This is a genomic window from Streptomyces eurocidicus, from assembly GCF_002891295.1.
GTDB lineage: Bacteria > Actinomycetota > Actinomycetes > Streptomycetales > Streptomycetaceae > Streptomyces > Streptomyces eurocidicus.
This window is the reverse complement of the sequence record NZ_LGUI01000001.1, coordinates 347,938-364,845: the sequence shown is the minus strand read 5'-3', so window position 1 is coordinate 364,845 and position 16,908 is coordinate 347,938. Positions and strand designations below refer to the sequence as shown.

The window sequence follows — 16,908 nt, the reverse complement described above, 5'->3', positions numbered from 1 at the left end:
TGGGTTTTCCGTGTTCGGACGGGTTGGCCGCCCCGGGTTCCCCGGGTCCGGACGGGTTGGCCGCCCCGGGTTCCCCGTGTCCGGACGGGCCGTCCGGCCTGGGGCCCCCGGCGCCCGCGGTCACGCCGCCTCCGCCACCGCCTCCGCCGCCTTGCGGCCCCGCATACGGACCGCGTGCTCGTCCGTGCGCGCGTCGTACGACATCAGCTTCGGCAGCGCCGCGGCCAGCAGCCCCACCGAGGCCAGGCAGGCCACGCCGCCCGCCCACACCGACGCGCGGACGTTCGTCAGCGAGGCCATGCCGCCCGCGCGGACCTGGCCGAGCTGCGGGCCCACCGAGTACGAGAGCATCTCGATGCCCGCGAGCCGCCCGCGCAGCTCGTCCGGGATCGTCTGGTCCCAGATGGCGGACCGGAAGAGTCCGCTGACCATGTCGCAGCCGCCCGCCACGGCCAGGAACAGCAGCACCAGCCAGACGTTGTGCATCCACCCCGCCACCGCCATGGCCGCGCCCCAGCCGGCCGCCGCGCACACGACCATCCGGCCGTGCCGGTGCACCCGGGAGGCCCAGCCGCTGGTCAGGCTCACCACCAGGGAGCCGACCGCGCCCGCCGCGTACATCAGGCCCAGCGCCCAGGGCGCGTCCAGGTCGTCCGCGAGGAACGGGAAGATCGCGGTGGGGAACGCGAACAGCATCGCCACCATGTCGATCGCGTACGTGCCGAGCAGCTCCTTGCGGCTCCACGCGTACCGGCCGCCCTCCAGGATGCCGCGCAGCGACGGCTTCTCCGCCTCACGCGGCGCGGGGGAGGGCGCGAGCCCCAGCAGCAGCGCGCCCGAGAGCACATACGAGGCGACGTCCAGGGCGTACGCCCACTCCAGGCCCGCGAAGGCGATGAGCAGGCCCGCCAGCGAAGGGCCGGCGACCGCGCCGACCTGCCAGCGCACCGAGTTCAGGGCGATGGCCGCGGGCAGCTGATCGTGCGCGACCACCCGGGGCACGATCGCCTGCATCGCCGGGCGCTGGAGCCCGGCCAGGGCGCTGGTCAGCGCGGCCACCACGTACAGCGGCCAGACCAGCGGCTCCGGCAGCAGCGTGTTGAGCAGCAGGAGCGCGGACAGGACGCCGAGGCCCACCTCGGTCCACAGGATCAGCTTGCGGCGGTCGACGGCGTCGGCGAGCGCGCCGCCGTACAGCCCGAAGACGATCAGGGGGACGAGCTCGACCGCGCCGATCGCGCCGACCGCGAGCGCCGAACCGGTCAGTTCCTTGAGCTGGAGCGGTACGGCGACGAAGGTGAGGAAGGTGCCGAACACGGTCACGAGCCCCGCCAGCCACATCCGGCGGAAGTCCCGTGAGGAGTGCCACGGGGAGAGGTCGGGCAGCAGGGCGCGGAGGCGCCCGGTGGGCCGGGGGATCTCGGGGGTTTCGGGGGCCTCGGAGGCGGGGGCGGGGCCGGGGGGATCGTGCTCAGTCACGGAGGACCATGCTCCGCATAGGCAAGATCGTGAGCAAACGATTTTCCCCAGGACTTGGGCTCGCCCAGGGCTTCCCGAGGGCTTTCCGGTGTGCCCGAGGGCTTCCCCAGGCTTCCCCAGGGCTTTCCGGCGCGGGGTCCCGCCCTACCAGCGCGGCGGCGGAGGCGCCGTCAGCTGGTCCGCCAGCCGGGCCAGCCGGTCCCGGAAGCGCCGCCGGCCCCGCGGCGAGGGCAGGCCGTTCTCCCCGGCGGCCGCGCTGACCAGGTGCTGCACGGTGTCGAGGTCGAGCTCCGTCGCCGTCGAACCGTGGGACGGGCCGCAGATCGCGGCGGCCGCCGGCGCGGCCAGCGCGTCATGGGCCAGCGCGCGCAGCTCGGCGCCCGCGCGCTCGTCGGAGGCGCCGTCCAGGGCGAGGACGGTGGCCCCGCCGCGCCGGGCGTCGTGGACCCGCTCCAGCAGCCCCTCCCCGGGCCGCCCGGCCGCCACCACCAGCAGCGTCTCACCGCGCCGCACCGCCTCCAGCCTGCCCAGCCCGACCGAGAGGTGCGCGGGCACGCCCGCCGGGACCCGGTGGCGCACGAGGGTGGGGGAGAGCTCGGGCAGACCCGACCAGGCCGCCTCGTCGTCCAGGTGGGCGGCCAGGTGCCAGGGTTCGTACTCCTCGGTGCCGACCAGCAGCAGTCCGCCGTGGTGGCGCGCGACGGAGCTCCGCATCGTCCCCGCGAAACGGCGGGTGGACCGTAACCACTCGGTCCCGGCGAGCACTTCGCGCAGCAGCGCGACACGTACGGCGTCCATGGACCGCCATCCTGCCCCGGGCGCCGCACCGGCCGGACGGATTCCGCGGCCCCTCACCCGTACGGGCCCGTGCGCGGCGCAGCGTGGGGACGAGCCCCTCGGTACCGGTCGACGGGGCGTGACAGTATCGCTGTCATGACTACTTCTGACGACGTGAAGAAGGCCCCGGCGAAGGACCCTTGGGATCTTCCGGATGTGTCCGGACTCGTGGTGGGCGTGCTCGGTGGCACCGGCGACCAGGGCCGCGGCCTGGCCTACCGGCTGGCCAAGGCGGGCCAGCAGGTCATCATCGGCTCCCGGGCCGCCGACCGGGCGCGGACCGCGGCCGAGGAGCTGGGCCTCGGCGTCGAGGGCGCCGACAACGCCGAGTGCGCCCGGCGCAGCGACATCGTGATCGTCGCCGTGCCGTGGGACGGCCACGCCAAGACCCTGGAGAGCCTGCGCGAGGAGCTCGCGGGCAAGCTCGTCATCGACTGCGTCAACCCGCTCGGCTTCGACAAGAAGGGCGCCTACGCCCTGAAGCCGGCGGAGGGCAGCGCCGCCGAGCAGGCCGCCGCCCTGCTGCCGGACTCGCGGGTCACCGCGGCCTTCCACCACCTGTCCGCCGTGCTGCTCTCCGACCCGGAGATCGCCGAGATCGACACCGATGTGATGGTCCTGGGGGAGTCCCGCGCCGACACGGACCTCGTGCAGGCCCTGGCCGGCCGCATCCCCGGCATGCGCGGCGTCTTCGCGGGCCGGCTGCGCAACGCCCACCAGGTGGAGTCGCTGGTCGCGAACCTGATCTCGGTCAACCGCAGGTACAAGGCCCACGCGGGGCTGCGCGTCACCGACATCTGACGGACGGCCCGGCCGGGGCGGGCCCCAAAGGGCTTCGAGAGGCCGTGAGGGGTCCCGAGGGGCCTCAGGGGGAGCCCGGGGGCGGTGGGGGACAATGGGCGGGATCGTACGCATGCGCCCCCGGACAGGAGCCCCCTCCCATGCCCCGCCTCGCCCTCTACGCCCTCACCGTCTGCGTCCTGGCGGCCGTGGCGGCCGTCGTCTCCTTCGCGCAGGGCAGCTGGCTCGGCATCGTCTGGGTGCTGCTGCTCGGCGTCTCGTCCAACATCGCCTGGTACTACGTCCGCAAGGCGAAGAACGACCGGGCGGCGGCGGAGTAGCCGGAACGACGACGGGCGGGCCGGATCATCCGGCCCGCCCGGGGCCCCGGCGGTGACCGGGGGAAGCGGGGCCGGGCCGGCAGCGGCTTCCGGCCCGGCGCGCGTCAGTTCAGCACGATGCCCGTCAGCGACGGGATCTCCGGCGTCCCCTCCCAGAAGCGGAACAGCTGCTGCCCCCAGTAGGTGTCCCACTCCGTCACCCGGAGTCCGTGCAGCACCGCGTCGATCATGTCGAAGAACGCGATGTTGACCTCGGGGATCCACAGGAACCCGAAGACGGCCAGTATCCCGAACGGCGCGAACGGCTCGACCTGCCTGCGCACCTTGTACGGCAGCCACGGCTCGACGACGCCGTAGCCGTCCAGGCCCGGCACCGGCAGGGAGTTGAGGATCGCCGCGGTCAGCTGGAGCTGCGCCATGAACGCGAGCGCGTACCGGAAGTGGTCCGGCACCCCGTCCATCAGACCCAGCCAGAACGGCGCCGTGACCACGAGCGCGAACAGGACGTTCGTCAGCGGGCCCGCCGCCGAGATGAGGCTGTGCCGCCAGCGGCCGCGGATCCGGTGCCGCTCGATGAAGACGGCGCCGCCCGGCAGGCCGATCCCGCCCATGATCACGAAGATCACCGGGAGCACGATGCTCAGCAGGGCGTGGGTGTACTTCAGCGGGTCGAGGGTCAGATAGCCGCGGGCTCCGACCGAGAGGTCGCCACCGTGCAGGGCGGTGCGGGCGTGCGCGTACTCGTGGAGGCAGAGCGAGACGACCCAGCCCGACACGATGAACAGGAACACGGCGAAGCCGGGGCTCGCCGAGAAGTCCGTCCACACCGCCCATATGGAGACCGCCATGATGGCGACGAGGGCGAGGAAGACGGGGCTGACGCGCCGTTCGCCGCGGGTCGCTGTCGACATACGAGTGTGCTCCTGTGGGGTGTGGTGTGCGGATGTACCCGGCGACGGTACTTCCTCCGGCCCGTCCCGGCGCAATGCGTGCGGTGGCCGGGGCGGGGCCGGGGTGAGAATAGGGCGGTGCGCTACGGCATCCTCGGCACCACCCAGGCCCATTCCGACGACGGTCACCCCGCCGCCCTCGGCGGCGCGCGGCTGCGCGCCCTCCTCGCGGCGCTCGCCCTGCACCCGGGCCGGGCCCGGACCGCCGAGGCGCTGATCGACGACGTCTGGGGCGACGGACCGCCCGCCGACGCGGCGGGCGCGCTGCAGGCCCTCGTGGGCCGGCTCCGGCGGGCCCTCGGGCACGACGCCGTCGCCTCGTCGGCCGGCGGCTACCGGCTCCGTGCCACGCCCGAGGACGTCGACCTGCACCGCTTCCAGCGGCTCGCCGAGGAGGGCGCGCGGGCCCTCGCCGACGGCGACCCCGCGAAGGCCGCGGACCTGCTCGACACCGGCCTCGCCCTGTGGCGCGGGCCCGTCCTCGCCGACCTCCCGGACCGGGCGGCCCTCGCCGCCCGCCACGAGGCGCGCCGCCTGGACGCCCGCCGTACGCGGCTGGCCGCCGCGGTCGCCCTCGGCCGGGCGGAGCAGATCCTTCCGGAGCTGGCCGCGCTGTGCGAGGAGCATCCGCTGGACGAGCCCCTGCACGCCGTGCGGCTGCGCGCCCTGCGCGCCGCGGGCCGCCCGGCGGAGGCGCTCGCCGCGTACGCGGCCGTCGCGGACGACCTCTCGGCCCGCCTCGGCACGGACCCGGGCCCGGAACTCCGCGCCCTCCACGCGGAACTCCTGAACCCGGATCCGGCCGGGCCGGTACCGGGCGGCGGTGCGCTCGGCGCACCGCCGCAGGGTGCGCCTCGTCCGCCCGGGCACGGCGCCTCGGGGCCTCACGGGGTGGTTGCGCCGGGTGGTGAGGGGGTGTCTTACGCGGGGTCGTATCCGCCCGCCGATGGTGCCGCGTCGGTGCCCGGTGTGACGTATCCGCCGGGCGGTCCGGCCGGGCAGGGTGCGTCCCACCGGGTGGTCGCGCCGGGTGGTGCCGTGGTGCCTTACGCGGGGTCGTATCCGTCTGCCGATGGTGCCGCGTCGGTGCCCGGTGTGACGTATCCGCCGGGCGGTCCGGCCGGGCAGGGTGCGTCCCACCGGGCGGTCGCGCCGGGTGGTGCCGCTGTGCCTTACGCGGGGTCGTACCCGCCCGCCGATGACGCCGCGTCGGTGCCCGGTGCGCCTCATCCGCCCGGTGGTGCGGCCGGGCACGGCGCCTCGGGGCCTCACGGGGTGGTCGCACCGGGTGGTGCCGCTGTGCCCTACGCCGGGTCGTACCCGCCCGCCGGCGGCACCGCGCCGCCGTACCCGTCGGGCGGCCTCGCCGCGCACGGTGCCGTCGCCCCGGACGGCCGGCCGTCCCCGCCCGGTGGCACCGCGCCCTCGCCGGAGGCGGTGCCGCGCCGCACGGCGTACCCCTGCCCCCCGCCGGAGGCGCCCCCGCCCCGTCCCCCGGAAACCTCCGGGCCCGGCTCACCTCCTTCGTCGGGCGGGAGGACGACATCGTGTCCATCGGCGGCGAGTTGCGCGCGCACCGGCTGGTGACGTTGCTCGGGCCCGGGGGCGCCGGGAAGACGCGGCTCTCGCTGGAGGCCGCCGAGGCCGCCGCCGCGCACGGCGTGTGGAGCGACGGCGTGTGGTTCGCCGAGCTCGCGCCCGTCGACGATCCGGGCACCGTGCCCGAGGCGGTGCTGACCGCGCTCGGCGGCCGCGAGACCGTGGTGCGGACCACCGCCGACGGGCTGCGGGCCGCCGGCGACGCCTCCGCGACGGACTCGCTGGCCCGGCTCGCCGAACACTGCGCGCAGCGCCGCATGCTGCTCGTCCTCGACAACTGCGAGCACGTCGTCGACGCCGCGGCCCGCCTCGCCGAGACGCTCCTCGCGCACTGCCCGGGCGTCACCGTGCTCGCCACCAGCCGTGAGCCGCTGGGCGTGCCGGGCGAGGCGGTGCGGCCCGTGGAACCGCTGCCCGACACGGTCGCCCTGCGGCTGCTCGCCGACCGGGGCGCCGCGGCCCGCACCGGCTTCCGCGTCGAGGACGACCCGGAGGCGTGCGCCGAGATCTGCCGCCGCCTGGACGGCCTGCCGCTGGCCATCGAACTCGCCGCCGCCCGCCTGCGGATGCTCACCCCGCGCGGCCTCGCCGACCGCCTCGACGACCGCTTCCGGCTGCTGACCTCCGGCAGCCGCACCGTCCTGCCGCGCCAGCAGACGCTGCGCGCCGTCGTCGACTGGTCGTGGGACCTGCTGGACCGCCCCGAGAGGGCCGTGCTGCGCCGCCTGTCCGTCTTCTCCGGCGGCTGCGACCTGGCGATCGCCGAGGAGGTCTGCGGCGACGGCCCGGACCCGGCCGCCGCGCCCGCGGCCGACGCCGTCGGGGCCCGGGACGTGGCCGCCCTGCTCGGCTCGCTCGTCGACAAGTCGCTGGTGGTCGCCGAGCCCGCGGCCTGCGGCGAGATGCGCTACCGGCTGCTGGAGACCGTCGGGGAGTACGCCGCCGAGCGGCTGGACGAGGCCGGCGAGCGGGCGGGCGCCGAGCACCGCCACCTGGTGGCCTTCCGCGAGCTGGCCCGCACCGGGGACCCGCTGCTGCGCGGACCGGCGCAGGGCGTCTGGCTGGAGCGGCTGGAGCTGGAGCACGACAACTTGCGTACGGCCCTGCGCCGCGCGGTCGCGGCGGAGGACGAGCAGGAGGCGCTGTGCCTGGTGCTGTCCATGGGCTGGTTCTGGCAGCTCAGGGACCACCGCGCGGACGCCGCGCACTGGGCGGAGGCGGTGGCCGCGATGGGCCCCGACCCGTTCGCCGAGCCGGTCGTCCCGGCCACCCCGCTGTATGTGACGTGCACCGAGCGGCCGCCGCCGATGCCGCCCGAGGTGCTGGCGGAGGCGCGGCGCGGGGTCCATCTGACGCAGCTGGTCAGCATGGCGGACATGGCCGTGGTCCAGTCGCCGGAGACACAGCGCAGACTGCGCGGCATGGCCGCGGCCTACGCGGACGGGCAGCCGCAGATCTGCCGTGTGCCGGGCTTCATCGTCTTCTTCGCCATCCTCATGACCGGCGATTTCGAGACGCTGTACGGGACCCTGGACACGATGGTCACGCGCTGCCGCGAGCTGGGTTACGAGTGGGAGCTGGGCCATGTGCTCCAGCTGCGCTCCAAGATATTCAACGACCACCCCGGCGGGCTGGACCAGGCCACCGAGGACTCGGAGGAGAGCGTACGCATCTTCCGGCGGCTCGGGGACTCCTGGGGCGTGGCGGAGGGCCTGACGGGCCTGGGCGAAGTCCACGAGCGGCGCGGGCAGTTCGATCTGGCGGCCGAGGACTACCGGGAGGCCGTGGAGCAGGTCCGTGAGATCGGTTCGACCGGGCAGCTGCCGGCGCTGCGCGCCCGGCTCGCCGGGGCGCTGGTCGAGGCGGGGGCGGTCGGCGAGGAGGAGGGCGAGCAGATGCTCCGCGACGCCATCGGGGAAGCGGAGCAGGGCAATACGGATGCCGCGATCTTCGGCCGGCTCCAGCTCGGCGTGCGGATCGCGCGCACCGGGCGCACGGCCGAGGCCCGGGAGATCTTCGAGGAGCTGGTGGCGGACTTCGGCATCCGCTCGGTGGTGATGTTCCAGAGCCTGATGTGCGGTCAGATGGCCTGGCTGGACACCCTGGACGGCCGCCCGGCGGACGCCCTGCCGAGGCTGCGCGAGGCACTGTCGCTGACCGGCGACCCGCTGTCGACGCTGGCGGTGCCCCAGCTGCCGATGACGCACCTGCTGTTCTCCGCCTTCGCCCACGCCGCCCCGGCCGGCGGGGAGCACGCGGAGCCGGCGGACCGGGAGGGGCACGCGCTGCGCGCCGCCCGGCTGCTCGGCGCCGCCGAGGCCCTGCGCCCGGCCGACCTCCCGCCGCACTCGGTGGAGCGCGAGGTGTCCGACCGCACGGCGGCCGCGGCGCGGGAGGTGCTCGGCGACGGTGCGTACGAGCGCGCGTACGCCGAGGGCGGCGGCCTCACCCTGGAGGAGGCCACCGCCCTCGTATGACGCGGACACGGGCCGGCTCAGGTCTTGCTGCGGAACTTCGAGACCGCGAGCGGTGCCGTCACCACCGTGATCGCCACGGCCCAGGCCAGTGTCATCCACACGGAGTGGGCGACCGGTCCGCCGCGCATCAGGTGGCGGGAGGCGTCGGCGAGGTTGGACAGCGGGTTGTACTTCGTGAAGCCCTCCAGCCAGCCGGGCATCTTGGCCGTCGGCGCGAAGATCGAACTGCCGAACTGGAGCGGCATCAGGATGATCATCGCCATGCCCTGGACGGCCTGCGGGGTCTTCAGGGACAGGCCGAGCAGGATGAAGACCCACATCAGCGAGGCGCCGAAGACCATGGACAGGGCGACCGCGGCCAGCAGGTGCAGCGGGGTGGTGGTGATGGACAGGCCGAGGGCGAAGCCCATGACGAGCAGGATGGTCGTGGCGATGAGCATCCGGCCGACCTCGACCACGATCTTCGCGATGAGGACGGAGGACCGGGATATCGGCATGGTGCGGAAGCGGTCCATCACCCCCTTCTTGAAGTCGTCGTTGACGCCGGTGCCGACGGCCATGGCGATGTTCATGCCCTGCATGGCCATCAGGCCGGGCACCAGGTAGTTGAGGTACTCCTGCTCATGGCCCTTGCCGGCCATCGAGCCACCGAAGACGTAGGTGAAGAGCAGGATGAAGATGATCGGCATGATCACGGCGTCGAACATCGACTCCGGGTCCTGCTTGATCTGGAGCATGTTGCGGCGCGCGAGGGCGCCTATGTGCCGCAGGTTGGCCCGCAGGCCGATGCGGCCCTCGCGGGCGGGCGCCGCCGCGGGCGCGCCGATCGTGGCCGTGCTCATGCGGCGACCTCCTGGAGTGCGTCGGTGTCGGCGGCGTCCTCGCGCGGGGCGGACGCCTTCTGGCCGGTGACGGCGAGGAAGACCTCGTCGAGGCTCGGCAGGTGGGTGGAGATATCGGAGATGGCGAAGCCGCGCGCGCCCAGCAGGGAGACCACGGCGGTCAGCTGCTCGTCGCTGACGATGGGGATGTTGACGACGCCCTCGGCCTCGTCGGCCGTGGCGCCGGCGATGCCGTCCAGCCCGGCCTGGGCCACCGCGCCGACCATCCGGGCCAGCTCGCCCCGGTCGGCCGGGCGGATCTGCAGGGTGCGCCCGCCGACCTTGGCCTTGAGCTCGTCGACCCGGCCGCCGGCGATGACCCGGCCGCGGTCGATGACCGTCAGCTCCTGGGCCAGCTGCTCGGCCTCCTCCATGTACTGCGTGGTGAGCAGGACGGTGGAGCCTTCGGCGACCATCCGCTGGACCTCCTCCCACACCTCGTTGCGGGTGCGGGGGTCGAGGCCGGTGGTGGGCTCGTCCAGATAGAGCACGGCCGGGCGGCCGATCATGGAGGCGGCGAGGTCCAGCCGGCGGCGCATGCCGCCGGAGTACTGCCCGGCGGGGCGCTTGGCGGCCTCGGTGAGGGAGAAGCGCTCCAGCATCTCCTCGCCGCGGCGGCGGGCGTCCTTGCGGGAGAGGTCCAGCAGCCGGCCGATCATGTACAGGTTCTCGAAGCCGGACAGCTTCTCGTCCACCGAGGCGTACTGGCCGGTCAGGCCGATCACGCGGCGCAGCTGCCGGGGCTGGGCCACCACGTCGTACCCCGCGACGCGAGCGGTGCCCGCGTCCGGCCGGAGCAGCGTGGACAGACAGCGGACCAGGGTGGTCTTGCCGGCGCCGTTGGGCCCGAGCACACCGAGGACGGTGCCCTCGCGCACGTCGAGGTCCACGCCGTCGAGCGCCTTGGTGTCACCGAAGTGCTTGACGAGGCCACGGACTTCGACGGCGTTACCGCCGCTGCCCGCCCCCCGTGAGGTGTCGTTTCGCGTCATGACCACCACAGTGCCAGGGGCCACTGACAACGCGCCTACAGAATGCCGACAGCCGGCCGACGGCCCCGGTGCGGGGACGCCGGCCGGCTGTCGGGGCCGGTGGGCCCTTAGTGGAAGGAGTGCTCCTCCGCCGGGTAGGCGCCGCCCACGACCTCCTCGGCGAACGCCTTGGCGGCGTCGCCGAGGACCTCGCGCACCTGCGCGTACTGCTTGACGAAGCGCGGCAGGCGGCCCGGCGTCATGCCGGCCATGTCGGTCCACACCAGCACCTGGGCGTCGCACCCGGCGCCCGCGCCGATGCCCACGGTCGGGATGTGCAGGGTGCGGGTCACCTCGGCGGCCAGCTCGGCCGGCACGACCTCCAGGACGACGGCGAAGGCGCCCGCGTCCTGCACGGCCTTGGCGTCGCGCAGCAGCTGCTGCGCGGCCTCCTCGCCGCGGCCCTGCACGGGGTAGCCGCCGAAGGCGTTGACCGACTGCGGGGTGAGGCCGATATGGGCCATGACCGGGATGCCGGCCTCCACCAGCAGCCGGATCTGGTCGGCGGAGCGCTCGCCGCCCTCCAGCTTGACCGCGCCGGCGCCGGTCTCCTTGATCAGCCGGGTGGCGTTGCGCAGCGCCTGGACGGCGCCCTCCTGGTACGAGCCGAAGGGCAGGTCGGCGACGATCAGGGCGCGCTTGGTGCCGCGGACGACCGCGGCGGACAGGACGGCGATCTCGTCCATGGTGACGGGCACGGTGGACTCGTAGCCGAGGTGACAGTTGCCCATGGAGTCGCCCACGAGGAGTACGGGGATGCCGGCCTGGTCGAATACGGAGGCGGTCATCGCGTCGTAGGCGGTGAGCATGGGCCACTTCTCGCCGCGCGCCTTGGCGGCGGAGATGTCGCGGACGGTGATGCGCCGGGAACTCGTGCCCCCGTACAGCGCCTTGCTCGCGTCGCTCGCGGCGGGGCTGCTGTCGGGCTTGTTCAAGGCATGCGTCATGGCGGTGGCTCCTGTGTTTCGTCTCGAGGCGCCCTGACGGCGTCCCCGGATCCCTTCCATGCTGACACGCCGTGCGCGGCCGGACCAGGGCGGTCTTCCGTCTTTCGCAAAGACTTTCAAATACGAGACGGTTCCGTATCGGAAAGGGCTACTCTGGTGAGCATGTCAACCGTTCCCCCCGGGCCCGGGTCGGGTCCGACCGCGGGTCCCCCGGACCCCTCGGAGATAGTCGTCCCGGCCGACCGCCGGGTTCCCGAGTCGGTCCACCGCAGACGCTGGGCCATCCTCGCCGTGCTGCTGTTCAGCCTGCTGATCGTGGTCCTGGACAACTCGATCCTCAACGTGGCGATGAAGACGATCGCCTCGCCCGCCCCCACCGGCCTCGGCGCCACCCAGAGCGAGCTGGAGTGGGCGATCAACTCCTACACGCTCGTCTTCGCCGGGATCCTCTTCACCGCGGGCCTGCTCGGCGACCGGCTCGGCCGGAAGAAGGTGCTGCTCTTCGGCATGGTGGTGTTCGGCATCGGCTCCGTGCTGTCCGCCGTCGCCGGCTCGTCCGGCGAACTGATCGCCTTCCGGGCCGTGATGGGCTTCGGCGGCGCCTTCGTGATGCCCGCCACCCTCGCCATCATCATGAACGTCTTCGAGCGCGAGGAGCAGCCCAAGGCCATCGGCATCTGGGCCGGCGCCGTCGGCCTCGCCATCGCCATCGGGCCGATCACCGGCGGCATCCTGCTCGACCACTTCTGGTGGGGCTCGGTCTTCCTGGTCAACGTCCCCATCGTGCTCATCGGCCTGATCGCGATGGTGCTGCTCGTCCCCGACTCCAAGGACCCCGACCCCGGCCGCCTCGACCCCCTCGGCGTGCTGCTCTCCGTGGCCGGTCTCGTCCTGCTCGTCTACGGCATCATCAAGGGCGGCCAGCTCGCCGACTTCACCGACCCCGAGGTCTTCGGCACCGCCGGCGGCGGCCTGCTGATCCTGGTGCTCTTCGTGCTCCACGAGCGGCGCAGCACCCACCCCGCCATCGATGTGCGGTACTTCCGGAACCCCGCCTTCTCGGCGGCCGTCTCCTCCATCGCGCTGGTCTTCTTCGCGCTGATGGGCACCACGTTCTTCATCGTCTTCTACACCCAGAGCGTGCGCGGCTACACCCCGCTGCAGAGCGGACTGCTGCTCCTGCCGCTCGCCGCCGCCCAGATGATCTTCGCGCCGAGGGCCCGCCTCGTGGTGGACCGGTTCGGCGCCCGCGCCGTCTGCGCCGTCGGCATGGTCCTGGTCGCCGCCAGCACCGCGGGCTTCCTGCTCCTCGACGCGGACACCCCGATCTGGGTCCTGGAGGTGCTCTTCTTCGTCCAGGGCACCGCGATGGCCCACATCATGCCGCCCGCCACCGTCTCGATCATGCAGTCGCTGCCACGGGAGAAGGCCGGTTCCGGCTCCGCCGTGAACAACACCTTCCGCCAGGTCGGCGGCGCGCTCGGGGTCGCCGTCCTCGGCTCGGTGCTCTCCACCACCTACCGGAACGGCATCGGCGACGAACTGGCCGCCGTCCCCGGCCTGTCCGGCTCCGCGCGGCACGCCGCCGGCGAGTCCATCGAGGCGACCCTGGGCCTCGCCGAGAAGCTCGGCCCGGCCGGCAAGGCCCTCGTCGCCCCGGCCAACGACGCCTTCATCCACGCCATGCACGTCACCGTCATAGGCGCCACGGGCGTCGCGCTGCTCGGCGCCGCCGTCGTGGCCCTCTTCCTGCCCGGCCGCGGCAGCGCGCCCACGGGCGCGGCACCCCGCCCGGAAGCCGAGCGGGAACAGGCGGAGGCGGGCACGTGACCGGCCAGGCCCGGCCCGCGGCGGCCGGCATGTGCCCCGAGGCGACCCCGGAAGCGGCCGCGGAAGCCGCCGGGCGGGGCCCGGCCGCCGGCCGCGGCCGCCCGCGCAACGCCGCCGTGGACACCACCGTGATCGAGACCGTCCTCCGCCTCCTGGAGGAGGGCGTCACCATCAGCGACCTGTCGATGGAGCGCCTCGCCCGCGAGGCGGGCGTCGGCAAGGCCACCCTCTACCGGCGCTGGGCCGGCAAGGAGGAGCTGATGCTCGACGTGCTGCGCTCCCTCGACGACACGGGCCCCGAGCCCGCCGGCCGCTCCGCCCGCGACGACCTCGTCACCATGCTGGAGTTCCTCCGCAGACGCGGCCTGGCCAAGCGCTCCTCGGCCGTGCTGCGCACCGTCGTCACCCAGGTCCAGTCCCACCCCAAACTCTGGAAGGAGTACCACGAGACGGTCGTCACGGCCCGCCGCGAGGCCGTCTACGCGGTGCTGCGGCGCGGCATGGCCGACGGCGAGATCCGCGCCGACCTGGACGTCGAGCTCCTCGCCGACCTCTTCGTCGCCCCGATGCTCTCGCGCGCCATGCTCCACGAGTGGAAGGAGCTCTCCGAGGGCCTCGCCGAGCAGATCGTCGACGCGGTCCTGGAAGGCGTACGCCCCCGCCCGGCGGGCTGACCCGCGCCGCGCGCGGCGCCCGGAGACCGCCTTCCGGGCGCCGCCGCCGGGCCGTCGCTCCCTAATATGCCCGTTGTGTCACAGCCCGCCCCCCGGCCGTGTCCTCCGGAACCCCGGCCGCCCGGACGGTCGTCCTCCAGACCGACGCCCCACCCGGGGCGGCCGGAACGCCCCGGCCACCGATGATCACCTATCGTCGGTGCGCGGGGCCGCAGCGGACGAGGCAGTGAGGACAGCGATGGCGCAGGCGTACATGCAGGAGACGGGCCGAGACGGGACGGGTCCGGAGCGGGCCGGCTCCCGGGCCCGGCGCCTCATGGACCAGTGGCGGGACCGCGACGTCTGGCGGCGGGGCGTGGTCCTCGCCGCGCTGGCGGCGCTGCTCGGGCTGCTGATGCTGCTCCACACCCACCTGCCCAACAAGGTCGGCAACCTCGGCAGCCTCACGGAAACCTTCCTGCCCTGGCTCGGCCTCGGCATCCCGGTCCTGCTGGTCCTCGCCGTGCTGCGCCGCTCCGCCACCGCGCTGGTCGCGCTGCTGCTGCCGATCGTCGTCTGGACCAACCTCTTCGGCGGCCTGCTCGGGGACAAGTCCGGCAAGGGCGGCAACTTCACCGTGGCCAGCCACAACGTGAACGCCGAGAACCCGGACCCCGAGCGCACGGCCAAGGACGTCGCGGCCTCCGGCGCCGACGTGGTGGCCCTGGAGGAGCTCAAGCCCTCCGCCGTGCCGACGTACGAGCGGGCGCTCGCGAGCACGTACAAGCACCACTCCGTGCAGGGCACGGTCGGCATATGGAGCAAGTACCCGCTCCAGCTGGCCCAGCCCGTCGACATCCGCATGGGCTGGACCCGCGCGCTCCGCGCCACCGTCAAGACCCCGCAGGGCCCGGTCGCCGTCTACGTCGCGCACCTGCCCTCGGTCCGGGTGAAGTTCAACGCGGGCTTCACGGCCGGGCAGCGCGACAGCAGCGCCGAGGCCCTCGGCCGGGCCATCGCCCAGGAGCCGGAGAAGAAGGTCATCCTCCTCGGAGACCTCAACGGCACCATGAACGACCGCTCGCTCGCCCCGATCACTTCGCAGCTGCGCTCCGCCCAGGGCGCGGCCGGCGACGGCTTCGGCTTCAGCTGGCCGGCGAGCTTCCCGATGGCCCGGATCGACCAGATCATGGTGCGCGGCATGGAGCCGGTCTCGGCGTGGACCCTGCCGGACACGGGGAGCGACCACTTGCCGGTGGCGGCGCGGGTCAAGATCTGACGGGGTGGGCTGAAAATTCAGCCCGTCCGGCGTTTGAGGACCGGGGTCCGGGGCGGAGCCCCGGTTCGGGAAGGGGCGGGTAGGGGACAAGGCCCCGCGTAGCGGCCCCCCCCCGCCCCCGGACGGGCCCCGCCCCCCACCCCGTAGCCTGGAAGGCTCCCCCGCATCCTTCCGGAAGGTCCTCCCATGCCCCTGGCGCTGCTCGCGCTCGCCGTCTCCGCCTTCGGCATCGGAACGACCGAGTTCGTGATGATGGGCCTGCTGCCCAATGTCGCCGACGACCTGGGCACCTCCGTCCCCACCGCCGGCTATCTGGTCTCCGCCTACGCCCTCGGGGTCGTCGCCGGCGCCCCGCTGCTCACCGCGCTGGGCTCCCGCATCCCGCGCAAGCGCATGCTCATCCTGCTCATGGGCGTCTTCGTGATCGGGAACCTCGCCTCCGCCCTGGCCCCGTCCTTCGGCACGCTCATCGCGGGCCGGGTGCTGGCCGGGCTGCCGCACGGCGCGTTCTTCGGCGTCGGCTCGGTGGTCGCCACCCGGCTGGTGGCCGAGGGCCGGCAGGCCCGCGCGGTCGCGATGATGTTCCTCGGCCTCACCGTCGCCAACATCGTCGGCGTCCCCACGGCCACGCTCCTCGGCCAGCACCTCGGCTGGCGCGCGACCTTCCTCGTGGTGACCGTCATCGGCCTCGTGGCCATGGCCGCGCTCGCCGCGCTGATCCCGCAGCTCCCGCGCGAGGAGGGCGGCGGCCTCGGCCGTGAACTGCGCGCCCTCGGCAGCCGCCAGGTCCTGCTCGGCCTGCTCGCGGCCGTCTTCGGCTTCGCGGGCGTCTTCGCCGTCTACAGCTACCTGGCCTCCATGGCCACGGAGGTCACGGGCTTCTCCGAGACCTCCGTCACCCTGGTGCTCGCCCTCTTCGGCATCGGCATGACCCTCGGCATCCTCGTCGCCGGGCCGCTGACCGACCGGGCGCTGCGCCCCACGCTCTACGGCTCGCTGGCGGGCCTCGCGGCGGTCCTGGTCCTCTTCGACCTCACGGTCCATGTGAAGTGGGCGGCGCTCGTCACGGTGGTCCTGCTCGGCGCGGCGGGCTCGATGACCAGCACCCCGCTCCAGATGCTGGTGATGAACAAGGCCCGCCAGGCCCCGACGCTGGCCGCCGCCTCCAACCACTCGGCCTTCAACCTGGCGAACGCGGGCGGCGCGTGGCTGGGCGGCGTGGCGATCTCGGCGGGCTGGGGCTGGACGTCCCCGACGCTGGTCGGCGCCGCGCTGGCGGTGACGGGCCTGGCCGTCGCCGTGGCGGCGGGCCTGCTGGACCGGGCGCCGGGCGCCCCGTCGACGGTGGTCGCGAGGGGCGAGGCCGCGCAGGAGCGGCAGAGCGTGGGCTGACGCCCAGGGGGGCGCCCGGCCGGTCCTTCCCGGCCTCTCGCCCCGGACCGTGGCTCGTACGGCTCGTACGGCTCGTACGGCTCGTACGGCCGTCCCGTCCCGTCCCGGCCCGGCCCGGCCCGTCCCGGCCCACCCGGGACGGCAGCGGAGGAGACCCGCCGGGCACGCTTCGGACCGGCGTGGGCCGCGGCACACTGGAGGCATGTGCCGCAGCATCAAGACGCTGCGGCCGCCCATGACGCCCGACGTCGAGGACGCGGACATCACGGCGGCCGCCTTGCAGTACGTACGGAAGGTGTCCGGCTTCCACCACCCGGCCGCGCACAACCAGGCCGTGTTCGAGGAGGCCGTCGACGCGGTCGCGCGGGCCACGCGGGAGCTCCTCGCGGGCCTGGAGGTGCGGGGCGCCGCGAAGGCGTGAGGCCCGGCGCG

The 16,908-nt window shown here is 74.1% G+C and carries 14 protein-coding genes and 1 pseudogene; 9 read left to right on the top strand and 6 right to left on the bottom strand.

All coding sequences use genetic code 11. The features are described from left to right. Nucleotides 1-120 precede the first annotated feature (120 nt). Both AF335_RS01540 and AF335_RS01535 read right to left on the bottom strand, forming a co-directional pair. Entirely contained in the window at nt 121-1,419 is a 1,299-nt protein-coding gene (locus AF335_RS01540; RefSeq protein WP_102916983.1) for an MFS transporter, read from the bottom strand. 204 nt (nt 1,420-1,623) lie between these two features. Next, nucleotides 1,624-2,277, bottom strand: coding sequence for a hypothetical protein (locus AF335_RS01535; RefSeq protein WP_102916428.1), 654 nt, complete (start codon nt 2,275-2,277; stop codon nt 1,624-1,626). 135 nt (nt 2,278-2,412) lie between these two features. On the opposite strand from AF335_RS01535, the gene npdG reads away from it, so the two are divergent. Continuing rightward, nucleotides 2,413-3,117 (top strand): NADPH-dependent F420 reductase, encoded by a 705-nt coding sequence (npdG, locus tag AF335_RS01530; protein ID WP_102916427.1) that lies wholly within the window; start codon nt 2,413-2,415, stop codon nt 3,115-3,117. Between the two features lie 140 nt (nt 3,118-3,257). Further along, the gene (locus AF335_RS01525) at nt 3,258-3,437 is read left to right on the top strand and encodes a hypothetical protein (protein WP_102916426.1); all 180 of its coding nucleotides are present in this window, start codon (nt 3,258-3,260) and stop codon (nt 3,435-3,437) included. Nucleotides 3,438-3,541: 104 nt separating this feature from the next. Here the strand turns inward: AF335_RS01525 and AF335_RS01520 are convergent, their stop codons facing one another. Further along, complete coding sequence (locus AF335_RS01520) at nt 3,542-4,348, bottom strand: site-2 protease family protein (protein ID WP_102916425.1); 807 nt, start codon at nt 4,346-4,348, stop codon at nt 3,542-3,544. A 117-nt stretch (nt 4,349-4,465) separates the two neighbouring features. Here AF335_RS01520 and AF335_RS36530 point away from each other — a divergent pair. Together AF335_RS36530 and AF335_RS36525 are read left to right on the top strand one after the other, a co-directional pair. Next, nucleotides 4,466-5,290 (top strand): annotated as a pseudogene (locus tag AF335_RS36530) (AfsR/SARP family transcriptional regulator); the annotation flags it as partial. 644 nt (nt 5,291-5,934) lie between these two features. Then, nucleotides 5,935-8,463, top strand: coding sequence for an ATP-binding protein (locus AF335_RS36525; RefSeq protein ID WP_425329103.1), 2,529 nt, complete (start codon nt 5,935-5,937; stop codon nt 8,461-8,463). A gap of 17 nt (nt 8,464-8,480) precedes the next feature. On the opposite strand, the gene AF335_RS01505 is transcribed toward AF335_RS36525, so the two are convergent. The 3 genes from AF335_RS01505 to panB all read right to left on the bottom strand — a co-directional run bounded on the left by AF335_RS01505 (nt 8,481) and on the right by panB (nt 11,322). Then, nucleotides 8,481-9,305, bottom strand: coding sequence for an ABC transporter permease (locus AF335_RS01505; RefSeq protein ID WP_102916422.1), 825 nt, complete (start codon nt 9,303-9,305; stop codon nt 8,481-8,483). Continuing rightward, nucleotides 9,302-10,336 (bottom strand): ATP-binding cassette domain-containing protein, encoded by a 1,035-nt coding sequence (locus AF335_RS01500; protein ID WP_102916421.1) that lies wholly within the window; start codon nt 10,334-10,336, stop codon nt 9,302-9,304. The genes AF335_RS01505 and AF335_RS01500 overlap by 4 nt, the downstream gene beginning before the upstream one ends. A 107-nt stretch (nt 10,337-10,443) precedes the next feature. After that, on the bottom strand, nt 10,444-11,322 hold the full coding sequence (panB, locus tag AF335_RS01495; RefSeq protein ID WP_102916420.1) for a 3-methyl-2-oxobutanoate hydroxymethyltransferase: 879 nt from the start codon (nt 11,320-11,322) through the stop codon (nt 10,444-10,446). 162 nt (nt 11,323-11,484) lie between these two features. On the opposite strand from panB, the gene AF335_RS01490 reads away from it, so the two are divergent. The 5 genes from AF335_RS01490 (at nt 11,485) to AF335_RS01470 (ending at nt 16,897) form a co-directional block, all read left to right on the top strand. Next, nucleotides 11,485-13,152 (top strand): MFS transporter, encoded by a 1,668-nt coding sequence (locus tag AF335_RS01490; protein WP_102916419.1) that lies wholly within the window; start codon nt 11,485-11,487, stop codon nt 13,150-13,152. A gap of 29 nt (nt 13,153-13,181) precedes the next feature. Next, nucleotides 13,182-13,826 (top strand): TetR/AcrR family transcriptional regulator, encoded by a 645-nt coding sequence (locus AF335_RS01485; protein WP_102916982.1) that lies wholly within the window; start codon nt 13,182-13,184, stop codon nt 13,824-13,826. 316 nt (nt 13,827-14,142) lie between these two features. After that, on the top strand, nt 14,143-15,084 hold the full coding sequence (locus AF335_RS01480; RefSeq protein ID WP_376697845.1) for an endonuclease/exonuclease/phosphatase family protein: 942 nt from the start codon (nt 14,143-14,145) through the stop codon (nt 15,082-15,084). A gap of 186 nt (nt 15,085-15,270) precedes the next feature. Further along, nucleotides 15,271-16,476, top strand: coding sequence for an MFS transporter (locus AF335_RS01475; protein ID WP_102916417.1), 1,206 nt, complete (start codon nt 15,271-15,273; stop codon nt 16,474-16,476). A gap of 202 nt (nt 16,477-16,678) precedes the next feature. Then, entirely contained in the window at nt 16,679-16,897 is a 219-nt protein-coding gene (locus AF335_RS01470; RefSeq protein WP_102916416.1) for a DUF2277 domain-containing protein, read from the top strand. Nucleotides 16,898-16,908 lie beyond the last annotated feature (11 nt).